16 protein-coding genes are annotated in these 18,480 nt (G+C 69.6%); 7 read left to right on the top strand and 9 right to left on the bottom strand.

Features of this window, described 5'->3' with window-relative positions; genetic code table 11:
- The first annotated feature begins 7 nt into the window (after positions 1 to 7).
- Both AC27L4_RS14595 and AC27L4_RS14590 read left to right on the top strand, forming a co-directional pair.
- Entirely contained in the window at positions 8 to 1,075 is a 1,068-nt protein-coding gene (locus AC27L4_RS14595; RefSeq protein WP_487142959.1) for an ABC transporter ATP-binding protein, read from the top strand.
- A 23-nt stretch (positions 1,076 to 1,098) separates the two neighbouring features.
- Positions 1,099 to 2,043, top strand: a complete 945-nt coding sequence (locus AC27L4_RS14590) for a carbohydrate kinase family protein (protein ID WP_487142958.1) — start codon at positions 1,099 to 1,101, stop codon at positions 2,041 to 2,043.
- A 69-nt stretch (positions 2,044 to 2,112) separates the two neighbouring features.
- Here AC27L4_RS14590 and pncB read toward each other — a convergent pair whose 3' ends face one another.
- Complete coding sequence (gene pncB, locus AC27L4_RS14585) at positions 2,113 to 3,420, bottom strand: nicotinate phosphoribosyltransferase (RefSeq protein ID WP_487142957.1); 1,308 nt, start codon at positions 3,418 to 3,420, stop codon at positions 2,113 to 2,115.
- Positions 3,421 to 3,741: 321 nt separating this feature from the next.
- Here pncB and dnaN point away from each other — a divergent pair, with 321 nt between their 5' ends.
- A complete protein-coding gene (gene dnaN, locus AC27L4_RS14580) occupies positions 3,742 to 4,860 on the top strand; it encodes a DNA polymerase III subunit beta (protein WP_487142956.1) in 1,119 nt (372 codons plus the stop codon).
- Positions 4,861 to 5,230: 370 nt separating this feature from the next.
- Positions 5,231 to 6,367, top strand: a complete 1,137-nt coding sequence (gene recF, locus AC27L4_RS14575; RefSeq protein WP_487142955.1) for a DNA replication/repair protein RecF — start codon at positions 5,231 to 5,233, stop codon at positions 6,365 to 6,367.
- Between the two features lie 10 nt (positions 6,368 to 6,377).
- Here recF and AC27L4_RS14570 read toward each other — a convergent pair whose 3' ends face one another.
- Positions 6,378 to 7,724, bottom strand: a complete 1,347-nt coding sequence (locus tag AC27L4_RS14570; protein ID WP_487142954.1) for a four-carbon acid sugar kinase family protein — start codon at positions 7,722 to 7,724, stop codon at positions 6,378 to 6,380.
- The gene (oiaX, locus tag AC27L4_RS14565; protein WP_487142953.1) at positions 7,717 to 8,982 is read right to left on the bottom strand and encodes a 3-oxo-isoapionate-4-phosphate decarboxylase OiaX; all 1,266 of its coding nucleotides are present in this window, start codon (positions 8,980 to 8,982) and stop codon (positions 7,717 to 7,719) included. Before oiaX ends, AC27L4_RS14570 begins: the two co-directional genes overlap by 8 nt.
- 172 nt (positions 8,983 to 9,154) lie before the next feature.
- Between oiaX and AC27L4_RS14560 the strand changes: the two genes are divergently transcribed.
- Positions 9,155 to 9,880 (top strand): transcriptional regulator NanR, encoded by a 726-nt coding sequence (locus AC27L4_RS14560; RefSeq protein WP_487142952.1) that lies wholly within the window; start codon positions 9,155 to 9,157, stop codon positions 9,878 to 9,880.
- Positions 9,881 to 9,886: 6 nt separating this feature from the next.
- Here AC27L4_RS14560 and AC27L4_RS14555 read toward each other — a convergent pair whose 3' ends face one another.
- From AC27L4_RS14555 to AC27L4_RS14545, 3 genes are all read right to left on the bottom strand, one after another.
- Positions 9,887 to 10,870: a DUF808 domain-containing protein gene (locus tag AC27L4_RS14555; protein ID WP_487142951.1), complete on the bottom strand. Its 984-nt coding sequence runs from the start codon at positions 10,868 to 10,870 to the stop codon at positions 9,887 to 9,889.
- Between the two features lie 111 nt (positions 10,871 to 10,981).
- Positions 10,982 to 11,458: an anthrone oxygenase family protein gene (locus tag AC27L4_RS14550; protein WP_487142950.1), complete on the bottom strand. Its 477-nt coding sequence runs from the start codon at positions 11,456 to 11,458 to the stop codon at positions 10,982 to 10,984.
- Positions 11,451 to 11,759 (bottom strand): hypothetical protein, encoded by a 309-nt coding sequence (locus AC27L4_RS14545; RefSeq protein ID WP_487142949.1) that lies wholly within the window; start codon positions 11,757 to 11,759, stop codon positions 11,451 to 11,453. Before AC27L4_RS14545 ends, AC27L4_RS14550 begins: the two co-directional genes overlap by 8 nt.
- A 104-nt stretch (positions 11,760 to 11,863) precedes the next feature.
- Between AC27L4_RS14545 and AC27L4_RS14540 the strand changes: the two genes are divergently transcribed.
- Complete coding sequence (locus tag AC27L4_RS14540) at positions 11,864 to 12,502, top strand: TetR/AcrR family transcriptional regulator (RefSeq protein WP_487142948.1); 639 nt, start codon at positions 11,864 to 11,866, stop codon at positions 12,500 to 12,502.
- Between the two features lie 239 nt (positions 12,503 to 12,741).
- Here the strand turns inward: AC27L4_RS14540 and AC27L4_RS14535 are convergent, their stop codons facing one another.
- The 3 genes from AC27L4_RS14535 to AC27L4_RS14525 all read right to left on the bottom strand — a co-directional run bounded on the left by AC27L4_RS14535 (position 12,742) and on the right by AC27L4_RS14525 (position 17,693).
- Positions 12,742 to 14,586 (bottom strand): calcium-binding protein, encoded by a 1,845-nt coding sequence (locus AC27L4_RS14535; protein WP_487142947.1) that lies wholly within the window; start codon positions 14,584 to 14,586, stop codon positions 12,742 to 12,744.
- Positions 14,587 to 14,918: 332 nt separating this feature from the next.
- Positions 14,919 to 16,661, bottom strand: coding sequence for a calcium-binding protein (locus AC27L4_RS14530; protein WP_487142946.1), 1,743 nt, complete (start codon positions 16,659 to 16,661; stop codon positions 14,919 to 14,921).
- 75 nt (positions 16,662 to 16,736) lie between these two features.
- Positions 16,737 to 17,693: an ornithine cyclodeaminase family protein gene (locus AC27L4_RS14525; protein ID WP_487142945.1), complete on the bottom strand. Its 957-nt coding sequence runs from the start codon at positions 17,691 to 17,693 to the stop codon at positions 16,737 to 16,739.
- Positions 17,694 to 18,133: 440 nt separating this feature from the next.
- Between AC27L4_RS14525 and AC27L4_RS14520 the strand changes: the two genes are divergently transcribed.
- On the top strand, positions 18,134 to 18,480 hold a 347-nt coding region (locus AC27L4_RS14520), incomplete at its 3' end, for a hypothetical protein (protein ID WP_487142944.1).

Here is an 18,480-nt window from a genome sequence, read left to right as displayed (position 1 = left end):
GGAGGCCATGGCCGAGATCGTGATCGACCACGTCGTCAAGCGCTTCGGTGATTTCAACGCCGTCGACGACGTCGCCATGCGTTTCGCCGACGGCGAAGTCGCCTGCCTGCTCGGCCCCTCGGGCTGCGGCAAGACCACGCTGATGCGCATCATCGCCGGGCTCGAGCGCCCGACCTCCGGGCGCGTGCTGTTCGGCGGGCGCGATGTCACGCACCTGGCGCCGCGCCACCGCAATGTCGGCATGGTGTTCCAGTATCCGGTGATGTACCCGACCCTCTCGGTGGCCGAGAACATCGCCCTGCCGCTGCAGTACGACCGGGCGGTCACGGCCGCCGAGCGCAAGTCCCGCGTCGACGCGGTCCTCGACGTGCTCGACATCCGCGGCCTCGCCAACGCCTATATCGAGGACCTCGACGCCGGCAATCGCCAGAAGGTGGCGGTCGGCCGCGCGGTGGCCCGGCAGTCCGAGATCGTCCTGTTCGACGAGCCGACCACCAATGTCGAGGTCAACGCCAAGCTTGCGCTGATCCGCGCCTTCAAGGCGGTGACGCAGCGCCTGCGCCAGACCATCGTCTACGTCACGCACGACCAGACCGAGGCCATGACGCTCGCCGACCGCATCGCCCTGATGAAGAGCGGCAAGATCGTGCAGTACGACCGGCCGCAGGAACTCTACAACAACCCGACCACCGAGTTCGGCGGCTGGTTCCTCGGCAATCCCGGCATGAACTTCATCCCGGCCACGGTGGCGCAGGGGCGGATCAGCGCCGCGATCCTGACCGAAGCATTGCCGGCGCCGGGCGGCCTCAAGGCCGGGGCTGCCGTCACCGTCGGCATCCGGCCGGAGCTGGTGCGCATGCAGGGCGAAGCCGGGCCGGACACTGTGCCGGCGATCCTCACCGACCAGGCGATCGGCATCGCGGGACGCTACCTCACCAAGGCCCGGATCGGCGACGTGCTGGTCAAGGTCAACACCGAAGGCGTGCCGCCGGTCGCGCCGGGCGGCACCGTGCATTTGTCCGTGCCGCGAGCACGGTTGATGATCTTTGCCGACGGCACGCGCGTCGCGCCGTGACCGGGCACCAGCGGGACAGAACCATGCGCTACGACGTTTCCGTCATCGGTCTCTACATCCTCGACATCCTCGGCCGGCCGGTAAGCCGGATCCCGGATCGCGGCAATGTCGAATTCATCGACGAGATCCGGCTCACCGTCGCCGGCACCGCCGGCGGCACCGTGGTCGACACCGCCAAGCTCGGCCTCCGGAGCCTGGCGGTCGGCGCGGTCGGCGACGACGAGAAGGCGGACTTCGTGCTGGCGACGCTCGCCAAGTTCGGCGTCGACGTCTCGGCCATGCAGCGCCTCGCCGGCGTGCCGACCTCGGCCACCATCCTCAACGTGCGGCCGAACGGCGAACGCCCGGCCCTGCATGTGCGCGGCGCCTCCGACCATTTCGACGTGCCCGAGAGCCTTTACGACCAGGTGTTCGACGCGCCGATCGTGCATCTGGGCGGCACGGGCCTCTTGAAGCGGCTCGACGGCGAGCGCAGCCGGATCCTGCTCGAGGAGGCCAGGAAGCGCGGGCGCACCGTCACCTTCGACCTCATCGCCGCCAGCCGCGAGACCGTCGGCCTCGTCCTGCCGCTGCTGCCGCATATCGACTATTTCATGCCCTCGATCGAGGAGGCGCGCGACATGTCCGGCCGCTCGACGGTGGAGGACTGCGCCGCCTACTATCTCGACGCCGGCGCGACCTGCTGCGTGTTCACGCTCGGCGGCGAGGGCGCCTACTACGCCCATCGCGACGGCACCCGCATCAAGGCGCCCGCCTACGACATCGAGGTGACCGACACCACCGGCTGCGGCGACGCCTTCGACGCCGGCTTCATCACGGCGCTGCACCATCGCATGGATCCCGAGCAGGCGGTGCGCTTCGCCCAGGCGGCGGCCGGCCTCGTCGCCACCGGCCTCGGCTCGGACGCCGGCATCGTCTCCTTCGAGCACACGCTGGAGCGGATGCGCAGCTGGCGCATCAAGGGATAGCCTCGAAGGCTCCGGACCGTTCCGCCAGGTACGGTCCGGCGAGCCGGGTGACCCGCAGAGAGGGCGCCGCTACACCGCCACCGCCTGCTCGGTGCGCCCCCTCTGGCCGAAGACCTCGAGGTAGCGCTCGATCGCCGCCGGCTCGCCGGTTGCCTTGGCCAGGTTGTCGGAGAGCTTGACCGCCGGCATGCCGTCGACGGTGATGATCTTGCAGACCAGCGAGATCGGGTCGAGCACCGCGTTGGGGCGCGAGGCGCAGCCGCGGAAGTCGTTGGTGAGGTTGGTGCCCCAGCCGTAGCTGATGCGGATGCGGTTCGCGAACGCCTTGTGGGCGGCCTCGATGCTGTCGATGTCGAGGCCGTCGGAGAAGATGATCAGTTTTTCGCGCGGGTCGCGGCCGCGGGCGCGGTACCAGGCGATGATCTCCTCGCCGGCCTCGTGGATCGGCTTGGAATCCGGGCGCATGCCGGTCCAGTCGGACACCCAGTCGGGGGCGCGCTCGAGGAAGGCGGCGGTGCCGAAGGTGTCGGGCAGGACGATCAGGAGGTTGCCGTCGTAGAAGTCCTTCCACATCTCCAGCACCTTGTAGGGCGAGGCGCGCAGCGCCGCGTCATCGGCGCCGGCGAGCGCGGCATAGACCATAGGCAGCTCGTGGGCGTTGGTGCCGATCGATTCCAGGTCGTTGTTCATCGCCAGCAGCACGTTGGAGGTGCCGACGAAGGCGCCGCCGAGCCCCTCCTTCATGGCCTCGACGCACCAGCTCTGCCAGATGAAGCTGTGGCGCCGCCGGGTGCCGAAGTCGGAGATGCGCAGCCCCGGCAGCTTCTTCAGCCGCTCGATCTTGGACCAGAGCTTGGCCTTGGCCCGGGCATAGAGGATGTCGAGCTCGAAGCGCCCGAGCGCCCGGGTGGCGGCGCGCGACTTCAGCTCGTTGACGATGGCGAGCGCCGGCACCTCCCACATGGTGGCCTGGGCCCAGGGGGCGTCGAACTCGAGCACGTAGTCGCCGTTCTCGATGCGCAGGTCGTATTCGGGCAGGCGGAAGTCCTCCAGCCAGGAGAGGAAATCGGGCCGGAAGATGTGGCGCTGGCCGTAGAAGGTGTTGCCGGCGAGCCAGATCAGCTCGCGCTTGGTGAAGCGCAGGGTGCGGGCATGGTCGAGCTGGTCGCGCAGCTCGCCCTCGTCGATGATCGAGGCGAGGTTGACCGATCTGGTGCGGTTGATGACGGAGAAGCGGGTGCGGACGCGCTCGTGCCGGGCGTGGATCGGCTGCAGCATCAGGAGCTTGTAGAAGTCGGTGTCGAGCAGGCTGCGGACGATCGGGTCCAGCTTCCAGGTCCGGTCGTAGACGCGCTTGGCGATATCGATGTTGAGCACGGGCGGAAAGCCTCATCACCTCCGCAGGATACCCCTCCGCCGGCCGGGGCGGCGGCGCGCTGGGGTCCTGCAAAACCTCAAGGCCTTGGCAGGATGCGCGGGCCGGGACTGCATCCGCGCCCGGCATCGCTGCCGAACGGGAAAGAACCGAGCATCGGCGCATTTTCGAGCAAGATCAAGCGGTGAGGTGCCGCTCGATCAATGCCTTGGACGGCAAGCTGCCGCTTGCCTTTCGCGCATCGGAACGGCATGGTCGTGCCCCTTTGTTCCGGTCGTGCGTCCGACGCCGCGCGGCCGCACTCTCTATCCGGGACGCTCTCCATGAAGGTCACGCTCGAACGGACGGCTCTCTTGAAGACGCTGGGCCATGTCCATCGCGTCGTCGAGCGGCGCAACACCATTCCGATCCTGTCCAACGTGCTGCTGGTGGCCGAGGATGCCGCGCTCCGGCTGAAGGCGACCGACCTCGACCTGGAGATCGTCGAGTCCTCGCCCGGCGACGTCGCCATGGCCGGCGCCACCACCGTGCCGGCGCACACGCTCTACGACATCGTCCGCAAGCTGCCCGACGGCGCGCAGGTGTCGCTCGAGGGCGGCGGCGAGGCGACGCAGCTCGTCGTCCGTTCCGGGCGCTCGCGCTTCACGTTGCAGACCCTGCCGCCGTCGGATTTTCCGGATCTCGCCGCCGGCGAGTTCCCGCACCGCTTCGAGCTCAAGGCCGCCGACCTGCAGAAGCTGATCGAAAAGACCCAGTTCGCCATCTCCACCGAGGAGACGCGCTACTATCTCAACGGCATCTACCTGCACACGCTGGAGGTGGAGGGCGAGAGCCGCCTGCGCGCCGTGGCCACCGACGGCCACCGGCTGGCGCGGGTGGAACTGCCGGCGCCGGCCGGTTCCGCCGGCATGCCGGGCGTGATCCTGCCGCGCAAGGCGGTGGGCGAGATCCTCAAGCTCATCGAGGATCCCGAAGCGATGATCTCGGTGGAGCTGTCCTCGGCCAAGGTGCGCTTCACCGTCGGGCCCGTGGTGCTGACCTCCAAGCTGATCGACGGCACCTTCCCGGACTATGCCCGGGTCATCCCGGTCGGCAACGACAAGCGCCTGACGGTCGAGCGCGGCGATTTCGCCGCCGCCGTCGATCGCGTCTCCACCATCTCCTCCGAGCGTGGGCGCGCGGTGAAGCTCTCCCTGTCGGAGCGGCGGCTGGTGCTGACGGTGGTCAATCCGGATTCCGGCAGCGCGACCGAGGAGATCGAGGTCGACTACGACGCCGAGCCGCTCGATATCGGCTTCAACTCGCGCTATCTCCTCGACATCGCGGCGCAGCTCGACGGCGACACCGCCCTGCTGAAATTCGCCGACCCGGGCTCGCCGACCCTGGTGCAGGACCGCGAGGGCGCCGCGGCGCTCTATGTCCTGATGCCGATGCGGGTGTGAGGCCGGACGGCACGAGGCATTCGCGTCGGCGACCGAGAGAGCGTCCGGACCCTCCCTCCCGGCCGGAGAGGGGCGCATCTTGAGGGCCGGGCGAGACGAGCGGAGACAAGCCGAGGCGGGGCGGATGGGTCTTCCCTCCCGCTTGCGGGGAGGGATAAAGGGTGGGGGCCGTGGAGAACGAGGTACGCCCTATCCTGAAGGACCCCCACCCCCTCCCCTCCCCGCGAGGGGGAGGGGATCGGCCGGCGTCGCGCCTGATGTCTCGCGAACGACGTGTGAGCCGACACGGGTCCGGCCCGGAGAGCGGTGGCCGACGCCGCGTCTCGAGGCCTTGGCCGCCGACCACGCTTCAGGACCGATGTCCTCGCCCATGAGCCGAGCTGCCTGCATCACGCGCCTGATCCTGACGCGCTTCCGCTCCTACCAGGCGCTCGACCTTGCCGTCTCGACGCGGCTGGTGGCGCTCACCGGGCCGAACGGCGCGGGCAAGACCAACGTGCTGGAGGCCCTGTCGCTGCTCACCCCGGGGCGCGGCCTGCGCCGGGCCGACCTTGCCGACATGGCCAGCGAGGCCGGCGACGGCTCCTTCGCCGTGGCGGTGGAGGCTGACGGCGCGCTTGGGCCGGTGCATCTGGGCACCGGGCTGGAAGGAGGCCCCGAGCCGGGGCCGCGCAAGTGCCGGATCGACCGCCAGCCGGCCTCGTCCGCCGCCGCCTTCGCCGACCATCTGCGTGTCGTCTGGCTGACGCCGGCCATGGACGGGCTGTTCGCCGGCTCGGCCGGCGAGCGCCGCCGCTTCCTCGACCGGCTGGTGCTGGCGGTCGACGCCGGCCACGGCAGCCGCGTCAACGCGCTGGAGCGGGCGCTGCGCAGCCGCAACCGCCTCCTGGAGGAGCGCTCCGGCGACACGCGCTGGCTCGACGCCGCCGAGCATGAGGTGGCGGATCTCGCCATCGCCGTCGCCGCGGCGCGCGCCGACACGGTGCGCCGTCTCGCCGGGCTGATCGAGGAGGAGATCGATCCGGCCTCGCCCTTTCCCTATGCCCGGCTGGCGCTGGACGGGGCGCTGGAGAACGCCGTTCTGGAGGAGCCGGCGCTGGCGGTGGAGGAGCGCTACCGCAGGGCCCTGCGCGAGGCCCGCCCCCGCGACCGCGCCGCCGGCCGCACGCTGGAGGGGCCGCACCTCACCGACCTGATGGTGGTGCACGGCCCCAAGGGCCTCGCCGCCGACCGCGCCTCCACCGGCGAGCAGAAGGCGCTGCTGCTCGGCCTGGTTCTGGCCCATGCCCGGCTGGTGGCGCGCCTCGCCGGGCAGACGCCGATCATCCTGCTCGACGAGGTGGCGGCCCATCTCGACCCGGTGCGCCGCGCCGCGCTCTACGACCGGCTCGACGGCTTCGGCGCCCAGGTCTGGCTCACCGGCGCCGACCCCGCCGCCTTCGAAGCGATCCGCGGCCGGGCGCAGCTGATGGAGGTAGGCGAGGGGCGGATCCGGCCGCTGGAGTGAGGCTGGGCTTTCAGGCCCGTCCCGCCCGGATCCGGCTGAAATAGTCGTCGCCGCCGATCTGGCCGCCCTTGAGGGCGATCTCCAGGCCGTCGACGGCCGGGCGGTCGCCATGGGCGGTGCACAGCGGCGAGCCGGGGGTCTGGGGCAGGGGCAGGCGGGTGGTGAGGGCGACGACGTCGAGCTCGGCCAGCGCATGGCTGGAGGTGTCGCCGCCGGCGATCACCACCCGTCTCAGGCCGCCTCGCTCGACCAGGGCCCGCTGGATCAGGCCGAGGCCGGCGCCGATGGCGTGGCGCGCGCCCTCCGCCCGGTCCAGGTCGGCGCCGAGGTCGGTCTCGGGGCCGAGGGCGGTGTAGAGGATGGGGCTGCGGCCGGCGGCGAGGATGGCGAGGCCCTGCTCGACCGCCGTGGCCCGATGCGCCTCGTCGCCGCCGGCCAGCCGGCGCGGGTCGAGGGCGATGCCTTCGAAGCCGTCGGCCAGGGCATGGCGGATCTGGCGCTCGGTGGTCGGCGAGCAACTGCCGGAGACGACGGCGATGCGCTCGACCGCGCCCGGCGGCGCGAATTCGGCCCGGCCCGGCACCAGTCCGCTCCGTTGCCATTCGGTGAGCAGGGCATATTCGACGCCGGAGGCGCCGACGACGAACGGGCCGTCCTGGCCGCGAATGCGCCAGATCTGGCGGCCGGCGGCGGCCTGCGTCGCCGCGTCGGCGACGTCGAACAGCACGATCCCGGCTTCGCCCGCCAGCACGCGGTCGACCGCGCCGTCGATGTCGGCGGCCTGCAGCATGGCGAGGTCGACCAGCCCGACCGGAGTGGCGGTCTGCGCCTTCAGGTGCAGCCGCAGATCCGCCTCCGCCATCGGCGTGACAGGATGGCGGCTCATCACCGGGTGGCGGTCGATGCGGTGGACCTCGCCGCGATAGGCGGCGAAGAGATGGCCGAAGGCGGTGTAGCGCCCGAGCTGCGGCGTGCCGACCAGCAGCGGCACCCGGGCCTGGCCGAAGACGCCACGGCCGATGTCGATGGCCCGGCCGATGCTGCCGACGGTCGGGCTGGAATCGAAGGTGGAGCAGACCTTGTAGTGGCAGATGGCGGCGCCGAGCCCACGCAGCCAGGCGAAGGCCGGCGTCAGGTGCTCGTCCATCCAGGCCGGCGTCCGGCTGCGGCTGGTACCGGCGAGGCCGACGGCGCGGCAGTCGGCGAAGCGCCGGCGCTGCGCCTCGCTCGGCCGGCGCGTGAACAGCACCGTGGGCACGCCGCGCGAGGCCAGCGCCTCCATGGCGTCGGTGGAGCCGGTGAGGTCGTCGCCGTAGTAGGAGATCAGCAGGTCGCCCGTCCGTTCCTGGTCAGGCATCGCCCGCTCCTCCGCCGAACTTCGCCAGCGACTGGGCCAGCTCCGGATGCTCGCGCGCATAGGCTTCGAGGGGGATGCCGGCGACCGCGGCCTCCCAAGCCTGGCGGACCGCCCGGACGCCGGCGGCCGGGCCGCCGGGATGGCTGACGACGCCGCCGCCGCACAGGTAGAGCAGATCCTGCGTCCTGCCGGTGCGGGCATAGGTGGCCGGCGCCTGGCCGCCCCATTGCCCGGAGCAGACCACGGGCAGGGCGCGGTCGTCCGGCGAGAACAGCGGCGCGGTCACGGCCGCGAAGGAGCGCAGGAAGGACTCGTCGCTCTCCCAGTACTTGGCGCCGATGCCGTTGATCTGGAACTGGTCGACGCCGAGCAGCCGCCAGAACTGCTGGTAGACCGAGAAGTCCATGCCGAGGCCGGGGTGGCGGGTCAGGATGTCCCAGCCGTTGCGATGGGCGTGCAGGGCGAGGCGCGAGCGCCGGCGCAGGAAGGCCATGCCGCCGAAGCCGATCGAGTTGATGTTGATCACCGCGCAATTGCCGCCCGCCTCGGCGACGAGGTCGTGATTGCGCATCATCACGTCGGGATCGGCATGCGAGATGCCGAAGGCGTACATCACCTTGGCGCCGGTCTTCTGCTCGCGGTCGAGGATGATCGGCATGATCGCCTTCACCCGGTCGGCCAGGCTGGAATAGGCCGGGCTCATCAGCTTCTCGTCGTCCTTGATGAAGTCGACGCCGGCCGCGACCAGCTCGCGCACCATCGCGGCGGTCTCGGGCGGGCGCAGGCCGAGGGCCGGCTTGACGATCGAGCCGATGATCGGCCGGCCGCGGACGCCGGTCAGGGCGCGGCTGCCGGCGACGCCGAACTGCGGCCCGGGCCAGGCGTCGCGGAACTCCGGCGGCAGCCGCATGTCGACGATGCGGATGCCGGAGAAGCCGCGGATCGAATAGACCCCGCCGACGGCGATGGTCATCAGCGCGGCGAGATCGGTGCCGACCGCCTCGATCGGGAACTCGATGTCGGCGTCGGCCCGGTGGAAGGGACCCGGCCCGGCCTGCGGGAAGGACGGCACGGGCGCCGGTTCCAGCGGCCGCAGCGCCACGACGCGGGCGGCGACGCGCGCCTTGAGCTCGGGCGTCTCGCCGGGCAGGGCGACGAAGGTGCCTGTCGACTGGTCGCTGGCGATCTTGGCGGCGAGCGCGGCCACGTCGCCGGCGGTCTCGATCCGATAGGTCAGCCGGATGGTGGAGCTGGACATGCGCGGGACGGTCAGGCCTGTTGACGTGCAACTGGTATGATGAGTATACGTTTGCATTGCGAAAATCAAACCGGAATTCGCATTTGCCTGTGCGACGGCGGCAATGCCATCCTCGCGGCGGCCGATCCTGCTGCTAAGGATCGGGCCGCGTCACCTGCCTGGACGTTCGCCCATGTCCCTCACCAACGAGCACATCATTCGCCGGAAGCTGTCGGACGAGGTGTTCGACCGCCTCAAGGCGATGATCGCCGGCGGCGAGCTCCAGCCCGGTGACGCTATGCCCTCCGAGCGCGACCTCATGGAGCGTTTCGGCGTCGGCCGGCCGGCCATCCGCGAGGCCATGCAGGCCCTGAGCAATATCGGGCTCCTGACCATCTCCCACGGCGAGCGGGCCCGGGTGCGCCAGCTCACGGCCCGGTCGATCGTGCAGCAGGTCGACATCGCGGCCCAGATCATGCTGTCGACCTCGCCGGACTCGCTCGGCCACCTCAAGCAGGCCCGGCGCTTCTTCGAGCGGGAGATGGTGCGCGAGGCCGCGCTCCGGGCGAGCGACGCCGACATCGCCCGGCTGCGCGAGACGCTGGAGCGCCAGCGCGGCCATCTCGGCGACGCCGAGGCCTTCATCGCCGCCGACATGCAGTTCCACGCCCAGATCGCGGCGATCTCCCGCAACCCGATCTATGCGGCGGTGAGCGAGGCGATGCTGGGCTGGCTCAAGCAGTACCACACCGACCTCCTGATCTGGACCGGCAAGGAGAAGCTCACCCTGTCCGAGCACAACGAGATCATCGGCGACATCGCCCGGCACGACCCCGACGCGGCCGAACTGGCCATGCTCAGGCACCTCGACCGCTCGGCCGCGCTCTACACCCACCAGCCGGCGCCGCCGCGCCCGTAGGCGCGGTCAGCCGCGCAGGCGCTTCAGCCAGGCCCGGGCCGGCGCCAGGACGAGACCGGTCACCGGGATGAGGACGGCGCCGACCGCGAGGCCGAACAGGCCGGCGCCGGCGGCGGTCACCAGCCAGCGGGCGAGGCCGGCCGCCGGGGCGAGGACATGGGCCGCCGCTTCGGCGGCAGCCTCGATGGCATGGGCGAGGCCGGACAGGCCGTAGCCCTCCAGCCCGTGCAGGATGATGCCGCCGCCGACCCAGACCATCGCCGCGGTGCCGACGACGGCCAGGATCCTCAGGAGGACCGGCATGCCCAACACCAGCCCCCGGCCGATGCCGCGCGACAGCCGGCCGGCGAGCGAGGCGGAGGTGCTGCGGGCGAGCGCCACGCCGGCGTCGTCCCCCTTCACGATCAGGCCGACGACACCGTAGACCGCGACGGTGATGCCGATCCCGACGAGGGCCAGCACAAGGGCCTTCTGCCACAGGCCGCCCTCGGGCAGGGCGGCGAGGGTGATCGCCATGATCTCGGCGGAGAGGATGAAGTCGGTCTTGACGGCGCTCGCCACCTTCGCGTCCTCGAGAGTCTTGGCGTCGACCGCCGCGGCGCCGAGGCCGGCCTCGTGCGCATGCGCCTCATGCGGGACCAGCGCCTCGTAGACCTTTTCGGCGCCCTCGTAGCTGAGATAGGCGCCGCCGATCATCAGGAGCGGCGTGATGCTCCAGGGGGCGAACAGGCTGAGCACCAGCGCGGCCGGCAGCAGGAACAGGAGCTTGTTGCGCAGCGACCCCAGGGCGATCTTGCCGACGATCGGCAGCTCGCGCGCGGCGGCGAAGCCGACGACGTAGCGCGGCGTGACCGCCGCATCGTCGATGACCACGCCAGCCGCCTTGGCGCCGGCCTTGGCCGCCTGGCCGGCGACGTCGTCGAGCGAGGCGGCCGCGACCTTGGCGATGGCCGCGACGTCGTCCAGCAATGCGATCAGCCCGATGCTCATCCCGTTCCCCCGGCGCCCGCGCTTCATCGGCAGCCGGAGCGGCAACGTCAAGTCTCCCGGTGGCGCGGGCTGCCGCTGCCGGTGGGAGCCGTTGCCGGCCGGGCACGGTCCTCACATCACGGCGAGGATGTACAGCACCGCCGACAGCAGCGGCGCCACCGTGCGGACATGGTTCCACAGCGTCCAGTCGGCGAGATAGCGGGCCCACAGCGAGGCGGCTTCCGGCGTGCCGGGCCGGACCGCGGCCAGCGCGTCGTTCAGGGGCACGTTGCAGGCCATGGTCACGCCGACGCAGCCGACGAGGTAGAGCAGGCCGGCGGTGACGACGAGCAGGCCGCTGCCCGGGCCCCACCAGACGCTGCCGGCCGCCAGCGCCAGGGCGAGGATGCCGGTGCCGAGAAAGGCGGTCAGGAAGGCCGGGTTGAGCACGGTGACATTGATCGACTGCATGGCGGCGACGCCCTGCTCCGGCGGCAGGCGGCCGAGCGCCGCCATCACGAAGGTGGAGAAGGCGAAGAAGATGCCGGCGACGAGGCCGCTGCCGACGGCGGCGGCCACGAGCAGGACGGGAATGCTGCGCTCAAGCATGGCGGGGGCTCCAGATGCCGGTGGCCGCGGTGCGGGAGACATAGTCGGAGGGGGCGCCGACCGTCGCCGCCGCTCCCGGCACGGCCAGATCCGGCTGGAAGGCGACACAGGCCGCCGTCGCGCCGCGCAAGGCCGGCCCCCGGCTCGTCCGGTCGTCCCGGTCGAAGCGCGGTGCGCCGCCGCGCGAGCCGATCCGGACCGCGTACCCGACCTGCCGCAGCCGCTCCGCCACCCGCCGGCCGGTCTTGCCGGTGCCGCCGCGCACGAGGACCGGGCCGATCCGCGGAGTGCGATTTGCCATTGCCGCCTCCATCGATTAACATGAGCAATACTCACATTCTTAAATGTGATAAACTCTCATATTCAGATCGTCAAGAGCGGATGTCAGGACCAGGAGAACCCGTATTGGCCGATGCCCGAGACCGTGGCGCCGAGACGCCGGCGGCCGCGCCGCGCCGCGCGCCGGCACAGCAGCGCAGCCGCGAGCGGCTGGAGCGCATCCTTGCCGTGGCCTCGGGCCTGATCGCGGAGAAGGGCAGCGACCTCCTGCGCATGAGCGAGGTGGCGGAGCTGGCGGGGATCTCGATCGGCTCGCTCTACCAGTATTTTCCGGACAAGGGCGCGCTCGTCCGCAGCCTGGCCGAGCGCTATCACGCGGCGAGCCGCAGCTGCATCGCCGAGGCGCTGGCGCCAGTGCGCGACGCCGAGAGCCTGTGCGCCGCCTTCTCCGGCCTGCTCGACCAGTATTACGGCTTGTTCCTGGCCGAGCCGGTGATGCGGGACATCTGGTCGGGCATGCAGGCGGACAAGGCGCTGATGGCGATCGAGCTCGCCGAAAGCCGGGCCAATGCCGCGCTGCTGGCCGAGGCCATGGCGCGGGTCCATCCGGACGTCCCGTCCGAGCGGCTCGCCGCCGCGGCGCTGCTGATCTGGCAACTCGGCGAGGCCGCGATGCGGCTGGCGATCTCGCTCGACCGCCGCGAGGGCGACGCGGTGGTCGAGGCCTTCCGGCGGATGACGTTGCGCGAGCTGGCGCGGCCCTGAAGCGCCCGGCCGCGAGGGCCGGGCGAAGCAGCTTCAGGGGCTGTCTCGAAAGTCGGCGGCTCGGCTCGCTCGGTCTTTTCGCCGCCCGGCGCGTCGCCGCATCGGGCCGGTATCCCCGATGCTGGCGACGAGCAGCGCCTGCCGGATCGACGGGCATCCCCAAGCAGGTTCTCGTGAACCTGCCCGCACTGTTGAGGCTGCCGAGGCGATCCCCAGCCGCCGATTGTCGAGCCGGGCTTTCAGACGAGCAGGAAGTCGCCGGCCGCCAGGCTGGAGACGCCCTTGAGGAACGCGATCAGGACCGGCTCGGAATTGCCGCCGGCGCCGTCCGCGTCGAACCAGAGCTGACGGCTGTCGGTCTCGAAGACGAAGGTCGCGGCGTGGGTCTTGGCGACGTTGGTCAGGCCGTTCTCCAGCCGGAAGTCGGCGGCGCCGGCAAGGCCGAACTCGCTGAGCGTGATCTGCAGATGGTCCTCGCCGCGCTTGAAGTCGGTGATCGTGTCGACGCCTCGGTTGGGAGCGGTGGGAGGGAAGCCCCAGTCAAAATCGATCGGGCAAGAGAAGTCGAACACGTCCCGGCCGAGACCGCCGGTGAGCGTGTCGGAGCCGGCCTCGCCACGCAGGACATCGTCGCCCGCCCTGCCGTCGAGCACGTCGTCGGAGTCGCCACCGCGGAACGTATTGGCGCTGGCGTCGCCGAGGATGATATCGTCGCCTTCGCCCCCGTGAATGATCTCGAAATTCACCACGGTGTCGTGCAGCAGGAGGCCGTCATTGCCGGCCTGATCGGCGAGGTCGAGCTTGAACCCGTGTCCTCGTCCCGCGAAACCGTAGACGCGGAGCGTGTCTATGCCTGTGCCGCCATCATAGAGATCGGCCTCCTGGTAAGACGGGTCGATGTAAATGGTATCGTTGCCGGCATCGCCATAGAGCCTGTCGGCGCCGGCCTCATCGTGCAATACGTCGTCGCCGGAGCCGCCGCGCAATGTGTCATTGCCGGTCCCCCCGATCAGGAAGTCATTGCCGCCGCCCCCGATCATCACGTCGTTGCCCGCGTTCCCGTGGAGCGTGTCGGAGAGGGCGCCTCCCGTGACGCGATCGGAGCCGGAGCCACCGTGGAAAACCAGTTTCTCGAAGCCGTCGGCATGGCCGCTGCTGAGATCAAACAGGCCGGTGCTGAAGGTGATTCTCTCCTGGACGAGGCTACCCGCGAATTCGAGGTGCAGTGTATCGATGCCGGCACCGCCACTGGCAATGTCGCCGCGCCCGATGAACACGGCGTCGTCGCCGCTGCCGCCGGATATTCTGTCGACCGCCGTGTCCCCCAAACCCTGGAAGTCCCAATTGGTATAGGCATAGAGCCGGTCGTCTCCCGCGCCGCCGTCAAGAACATCGGAGCCCTCGTCGCCGTAGAGCGTATCGGCGCCGAGCCCACCCACAAGCGCGTCGTTGCCGTCGCCGCCGTAGAGCTTGTCCGAGCCGTCCTCGCCGAAGAGCCGGTCGTTGCCGCTGCCGCCGTCGACAAGGTCATTGCCGCCGCCGGCATGGATGATGTCATTGCCTCCCCAGCCGGAAAGGGCGTCATCGAATGCATGCCCCGTGAACCGGTCGCTGAACTCGCTGCCGCTCAGTTCATACCGCTCGACGTTCCTGATGGTCGCGCCGCCGGGCAGCGAGACGGTCGTCAGCGGATCGCCCGCGACGAAGGTGACGCCCCGCGAGCTGCTGGAGAAATAGACGCGAAGCGTGTCAATGCCGCTGCCGCCGTCGATAGTGTCCCCTTCGAGCCCGGCAAGGCCGGAGATAAGGTCATCGCCGGCGCCGCCGCTGATGCGGTCGGCCCCAAGGCCGCCGGAGAGGAAATCCTCGCCGCTCCCGCCGTCGAGGATGTCGTTGCCATCGCCGCCATACAGGCTGTCACGACCGGCGTCGCCGTAGAGGTGGTCGCTGCCGGCATCGCCATAGAGATCGTCGTTGCCATAGCCGCCTCGAAGGGTGTCGTTGCCGGCCAGCCCGTATAATTCGTCGAAATTGATGGTGCCGATGATCGTGTCGTTGCCGGGAGTGCCGACTCTCTTAGCCATGTCCGTGTCCTGCTGCGATTCGATGGATTGCGTAGCGTTCGATTTTGATCGACGTAACATATTTCCCACATGCATGCAAATTTAATCAATAATATCGATTTATACTGTAATGCTTAACGACAATATTGTGTGTAATATTACATGTAATCTTACAATTGCGGGGGTACCAAAGAAATTCATAGTGAAGCATCCGTCGATCCTCAGCGCATAGCACCCGTTGGTGCCCCCTTCCGCGACAGCCGCGGACATGCAAACGCCCGCCCGGCCGAGGCCGAGCGGGCGTGTCTCCGAGGCATTCCACCTCGCCCGTGACTTCGACGCCGCGCCGCCGTTCAGACGAGCAGGAAATCGCCGGCGGCGAGGCTCGCGACGTTGTTGAGTGTTGCGATCAGCGTCGGGCCGTCATTGCCGGCGCCGTCGGCGTCGAACCAGAGCCGATGGGTGTCGGTTTCGAAGACGAAAGTCGCAGCATTGGTCCTGGCGGTGTTGGCCGTGCCGGTCTCCAACCGGAAGTCGGCGGCGTCGGCAAGGCCGAACGCGTTCAACGTGATCCGCAGGCGGTCGTCGCCGTGCCTGAAGTCGGTGATGGTGTCGCCGGCCCAGAGCGAGCCGAAGCCGTCGAAGGCGAAGATGTCCTTGCCCAGGCCGCCGGTGAGCCTGTCGGCGCCCTCGCCGCCGCCCAGGATGTCGTCGCCGGCCCCACCGTCGAGCACATCGTTCGATCCGCCGCCAAAGAAGGTGTTGGCAGATGCGTCGCCGATGATCATGTCGTCTGCGTCACCTGCCTGGATGACTTCGATATTTTGCACGATGTCGTGCAGCAGCATGCCGTCATTGTTGGCCTGGTTGGTGAGGTCGAGCCGGATCGAGCCCTCCGGCACAGCGAGCGTATCTACACCCGTGCCGCCGTCGAACAGATCGGCATCGGTGTCGAAGTTCGAGAGGGTGACGATGTCGTCGCCCGAGTCGCCATAGATCTTGTCGGCGCCGGCATCGTCCTCGATCTTGTCGTTGCCCGCGCCGCCCCGCAGCCGGTCATTGCCGTCGCCGCCCGCCAGGGTATCGTCGCCGCCGCCGCCGACCAGCACGTCATTGCCATCGCCACCCTCAAGGGTGTCGGACCGAGCCGCGCCGGTGATGCGGTCGGCTCGGGAGCCGCCGCTGAACTCAAGGTTTTCGAAGCCGTCGGCGCTGCCACCGCCGCTGAGTGTGATCTGCGCCGTGTTAAAGACGAGGACCTCGCCGACCGTGCTGGCGCTAAAATTCAGGACCAGCGTATCGATGCCAGTGCCGCCATGGGCAATGTCGCCGCGGCCGATGAGCACGCGATCGTTGCCGCTGCCGGCATCGATCCGGTCGATCCCGTCGTCCCCGAAAGGCCACTCATAATCGTTGCCGTAGATCACATCGTCGCCGGCGTCGCCGAAGAGCCGGTCGTCCCCCGAGCCGCCGTGGATCGTATCGTTGCCGCCGCCGCCATGGAGGACATCGTTGCCTTCGTGGCCAAAGAGCCCATCATCGAGGGCATGGCCGGTGATCCGATCGGCGAAGTGGCTGCCGCCGATGCCGTATCGTTCGACATTGACCAGAGTCGCGATCCCGAGGATCGAGACTTTGGCGGCCGGATCGGCTGCCGCGAAGGTGACGCCCGTGGCACGGTCAAGGAAAGATGTCGTAAATATATCGATGCCGCTGCCGCCGTCGATCGCGTCACCGGTCAACTCGCCGCTCCAGACCCTGATCGTGTCGTCGCCGTCGCCGCCGAGAAGCCTGTCGGCCCCCCCGCCGCCGTTCAGGTTATCGTCGCCGCCGCCGCCATCGATCAGATCATTGCCGTCGCCGCCATCCAAGCTGTCGTTGCCCGATTCACCGTACAAAATGTCCCGGCCGTCGTCTCCCCAGACGTCGTCATTGCCGTAGCCGCCTCGAATCGTGTCGTTGCCGCCCAGGCTCCACAGATAGTCGTCCTCGTAAGTGCCGGTAATCGTGTCGTTGCCGAACGTGCCGATAATCGTCGCCATAACCATGTCTCGTAGCTGAGTTAGGGCTGGACCATATGCCTTGCGTAAGGTCATTATGCAATCCGATACGCGCCTCACGGAGGCACAAGCGCCACGATCAATTGAAGCATCGAATTCCCGGACGAATCCTTATAATCGCCGCGCGGTCGCCTCGTGCACCAGCCTGGCAGCCGCAATGTCCTCCACGGCAAGGCCGACCGATTTGAACACGCTCAGGCGGGCGCCGGCGGGCCTCGGCCTGGCTCCGCTGAGAATCTCGCCGGCTTCGGCGTAGATCGGCGCTCCGGACAGGATGACGTCGCCGGCCTCGCGCGAGTCGACCACCAGCGCGCCCGACGTCATCGCCTCGTCGTCGAGCTCGCGCCAGGTCGGGCGGACGGCGCCGACCGCGTTCACATGGGCGCCCGGCTTCAGCCAGGCTCCGCGCAAGACCGCCTCGCGGGCGGCGGTGGCCACGACCACGACATCGGCGTCCCGCACCGCGGCCTCGGCATCCGGCGCCGCCTGCGCGTCGTGCCGTTCGGCAAAGTGTTTCGCATGCGCGCTGTTCGGGCTCCAGACCCGCACCTGGCCGAAGCGGCGAACCCGCGACAGGGCCTCGAGATGGGCGCCCGCCTGCACGCCGCTGCCGAGCAGCGCCAGGATGCGGCTGTCCGGCGCGGCCAGATATCTGGTCACGGCCGCCGAGACGGCCGCCGTCCGCATCTCGGTGATCAGGCGGCCGTCCATGACGGCCAGCGGTTCGCCGGTGCCGGTGTCGAGCAGCAGGATCATGGCGAGGTGGGTGGGGATGCCCGTGCCGGCATTGCGGGGGTAGAAGCTGACGAGCTTGAGACCCATCACGTCCGGCTCGACGGCCGGCATGATGCCGAGATAGCGCCTGTCCTCCTCGATCGTCAGCACGCTGCGCAGGGGCTGCAGCACGCGGCCGGCGGAAAAGGCGGCAAGCGCCGACTCCATGGCTGATATCAGCGGGTCCCAGCCCAGGACGGCCCGGACATCCTCTTCAGCCAGGTAGCGCATCGTCCGCGTCTCCAGGTCCTGTCCCGCCGCATGGCAGCGCCCGGCGGCGAAGCGAGCGGTCATCGACGGTCCGGGCGATGACCGGGCTCATGATGAACCTGCGCGTGTCCCTGGAGAAGAGCTGCGATGCTGATCTCCTGCGCGAGGCGATCGGCGATGGAGGTCGAGATGGGCCCCTCCACGGCAAAGCGACCCGCCCAGGGGTAGCTGGGCGGGTCGCCTGCCAGGTGGGAGCGTATCGTCCGGTGCCGGCAGGCCGCGTCACCACGGTTGCCATCGACATCAACAAACGGCGGACGGGGTGTCCGGTGGCGGCGGCCAGATAGCCGCATCTCGGATGATTTTTCGTATTACAGAAATTTTGTGCTCCCTCGCTCTTGGTTTTTTTCTGAAAATCAGAAATTATCGAAACGCCCGAAGCCGGCGCGCGCCGGCTCCGGCGTGTTCCGCCCGTCCGGTCGTGTCGGCCGGACGCCCGCCACCCCGCAGCCTCGCGAGGCGCCATGCTGCCCTTCACCCCCCGCCGCAATCCCTTCGGCCTGAACGAGCTGCGCATCGGCCATGCCGCCGTGCCGCGCGGCGGCGTCGACGACGCCGACATCCTGCAGGACCTGCGCGACGCCTTCGCCAGCGACCTCGACCGCTGCCTGCAATGGCTCTACCGGCGCGGCCGCGACTTCCGCTTCGCCGCCGACGTCGAGCTCGACCCGCGCGAACTGGTCGAGCTGGTCCGCCGGGATCTCGAGGAGCAGTGCCTGGCGCCGATCGACGCGCGCATCGAGGCCCTCGGCCATGCCGCGCCGCCCGCCGTCGCCGGCCGCACCCGGCCCGGCCTGCACGGCGCCGCGCC

This window comes from Labrys sp. Lb11, from assembly GCF_057554225.1.
This window is presented reverse-complemented; position numbering and strand designations above follow the sequence as displayed.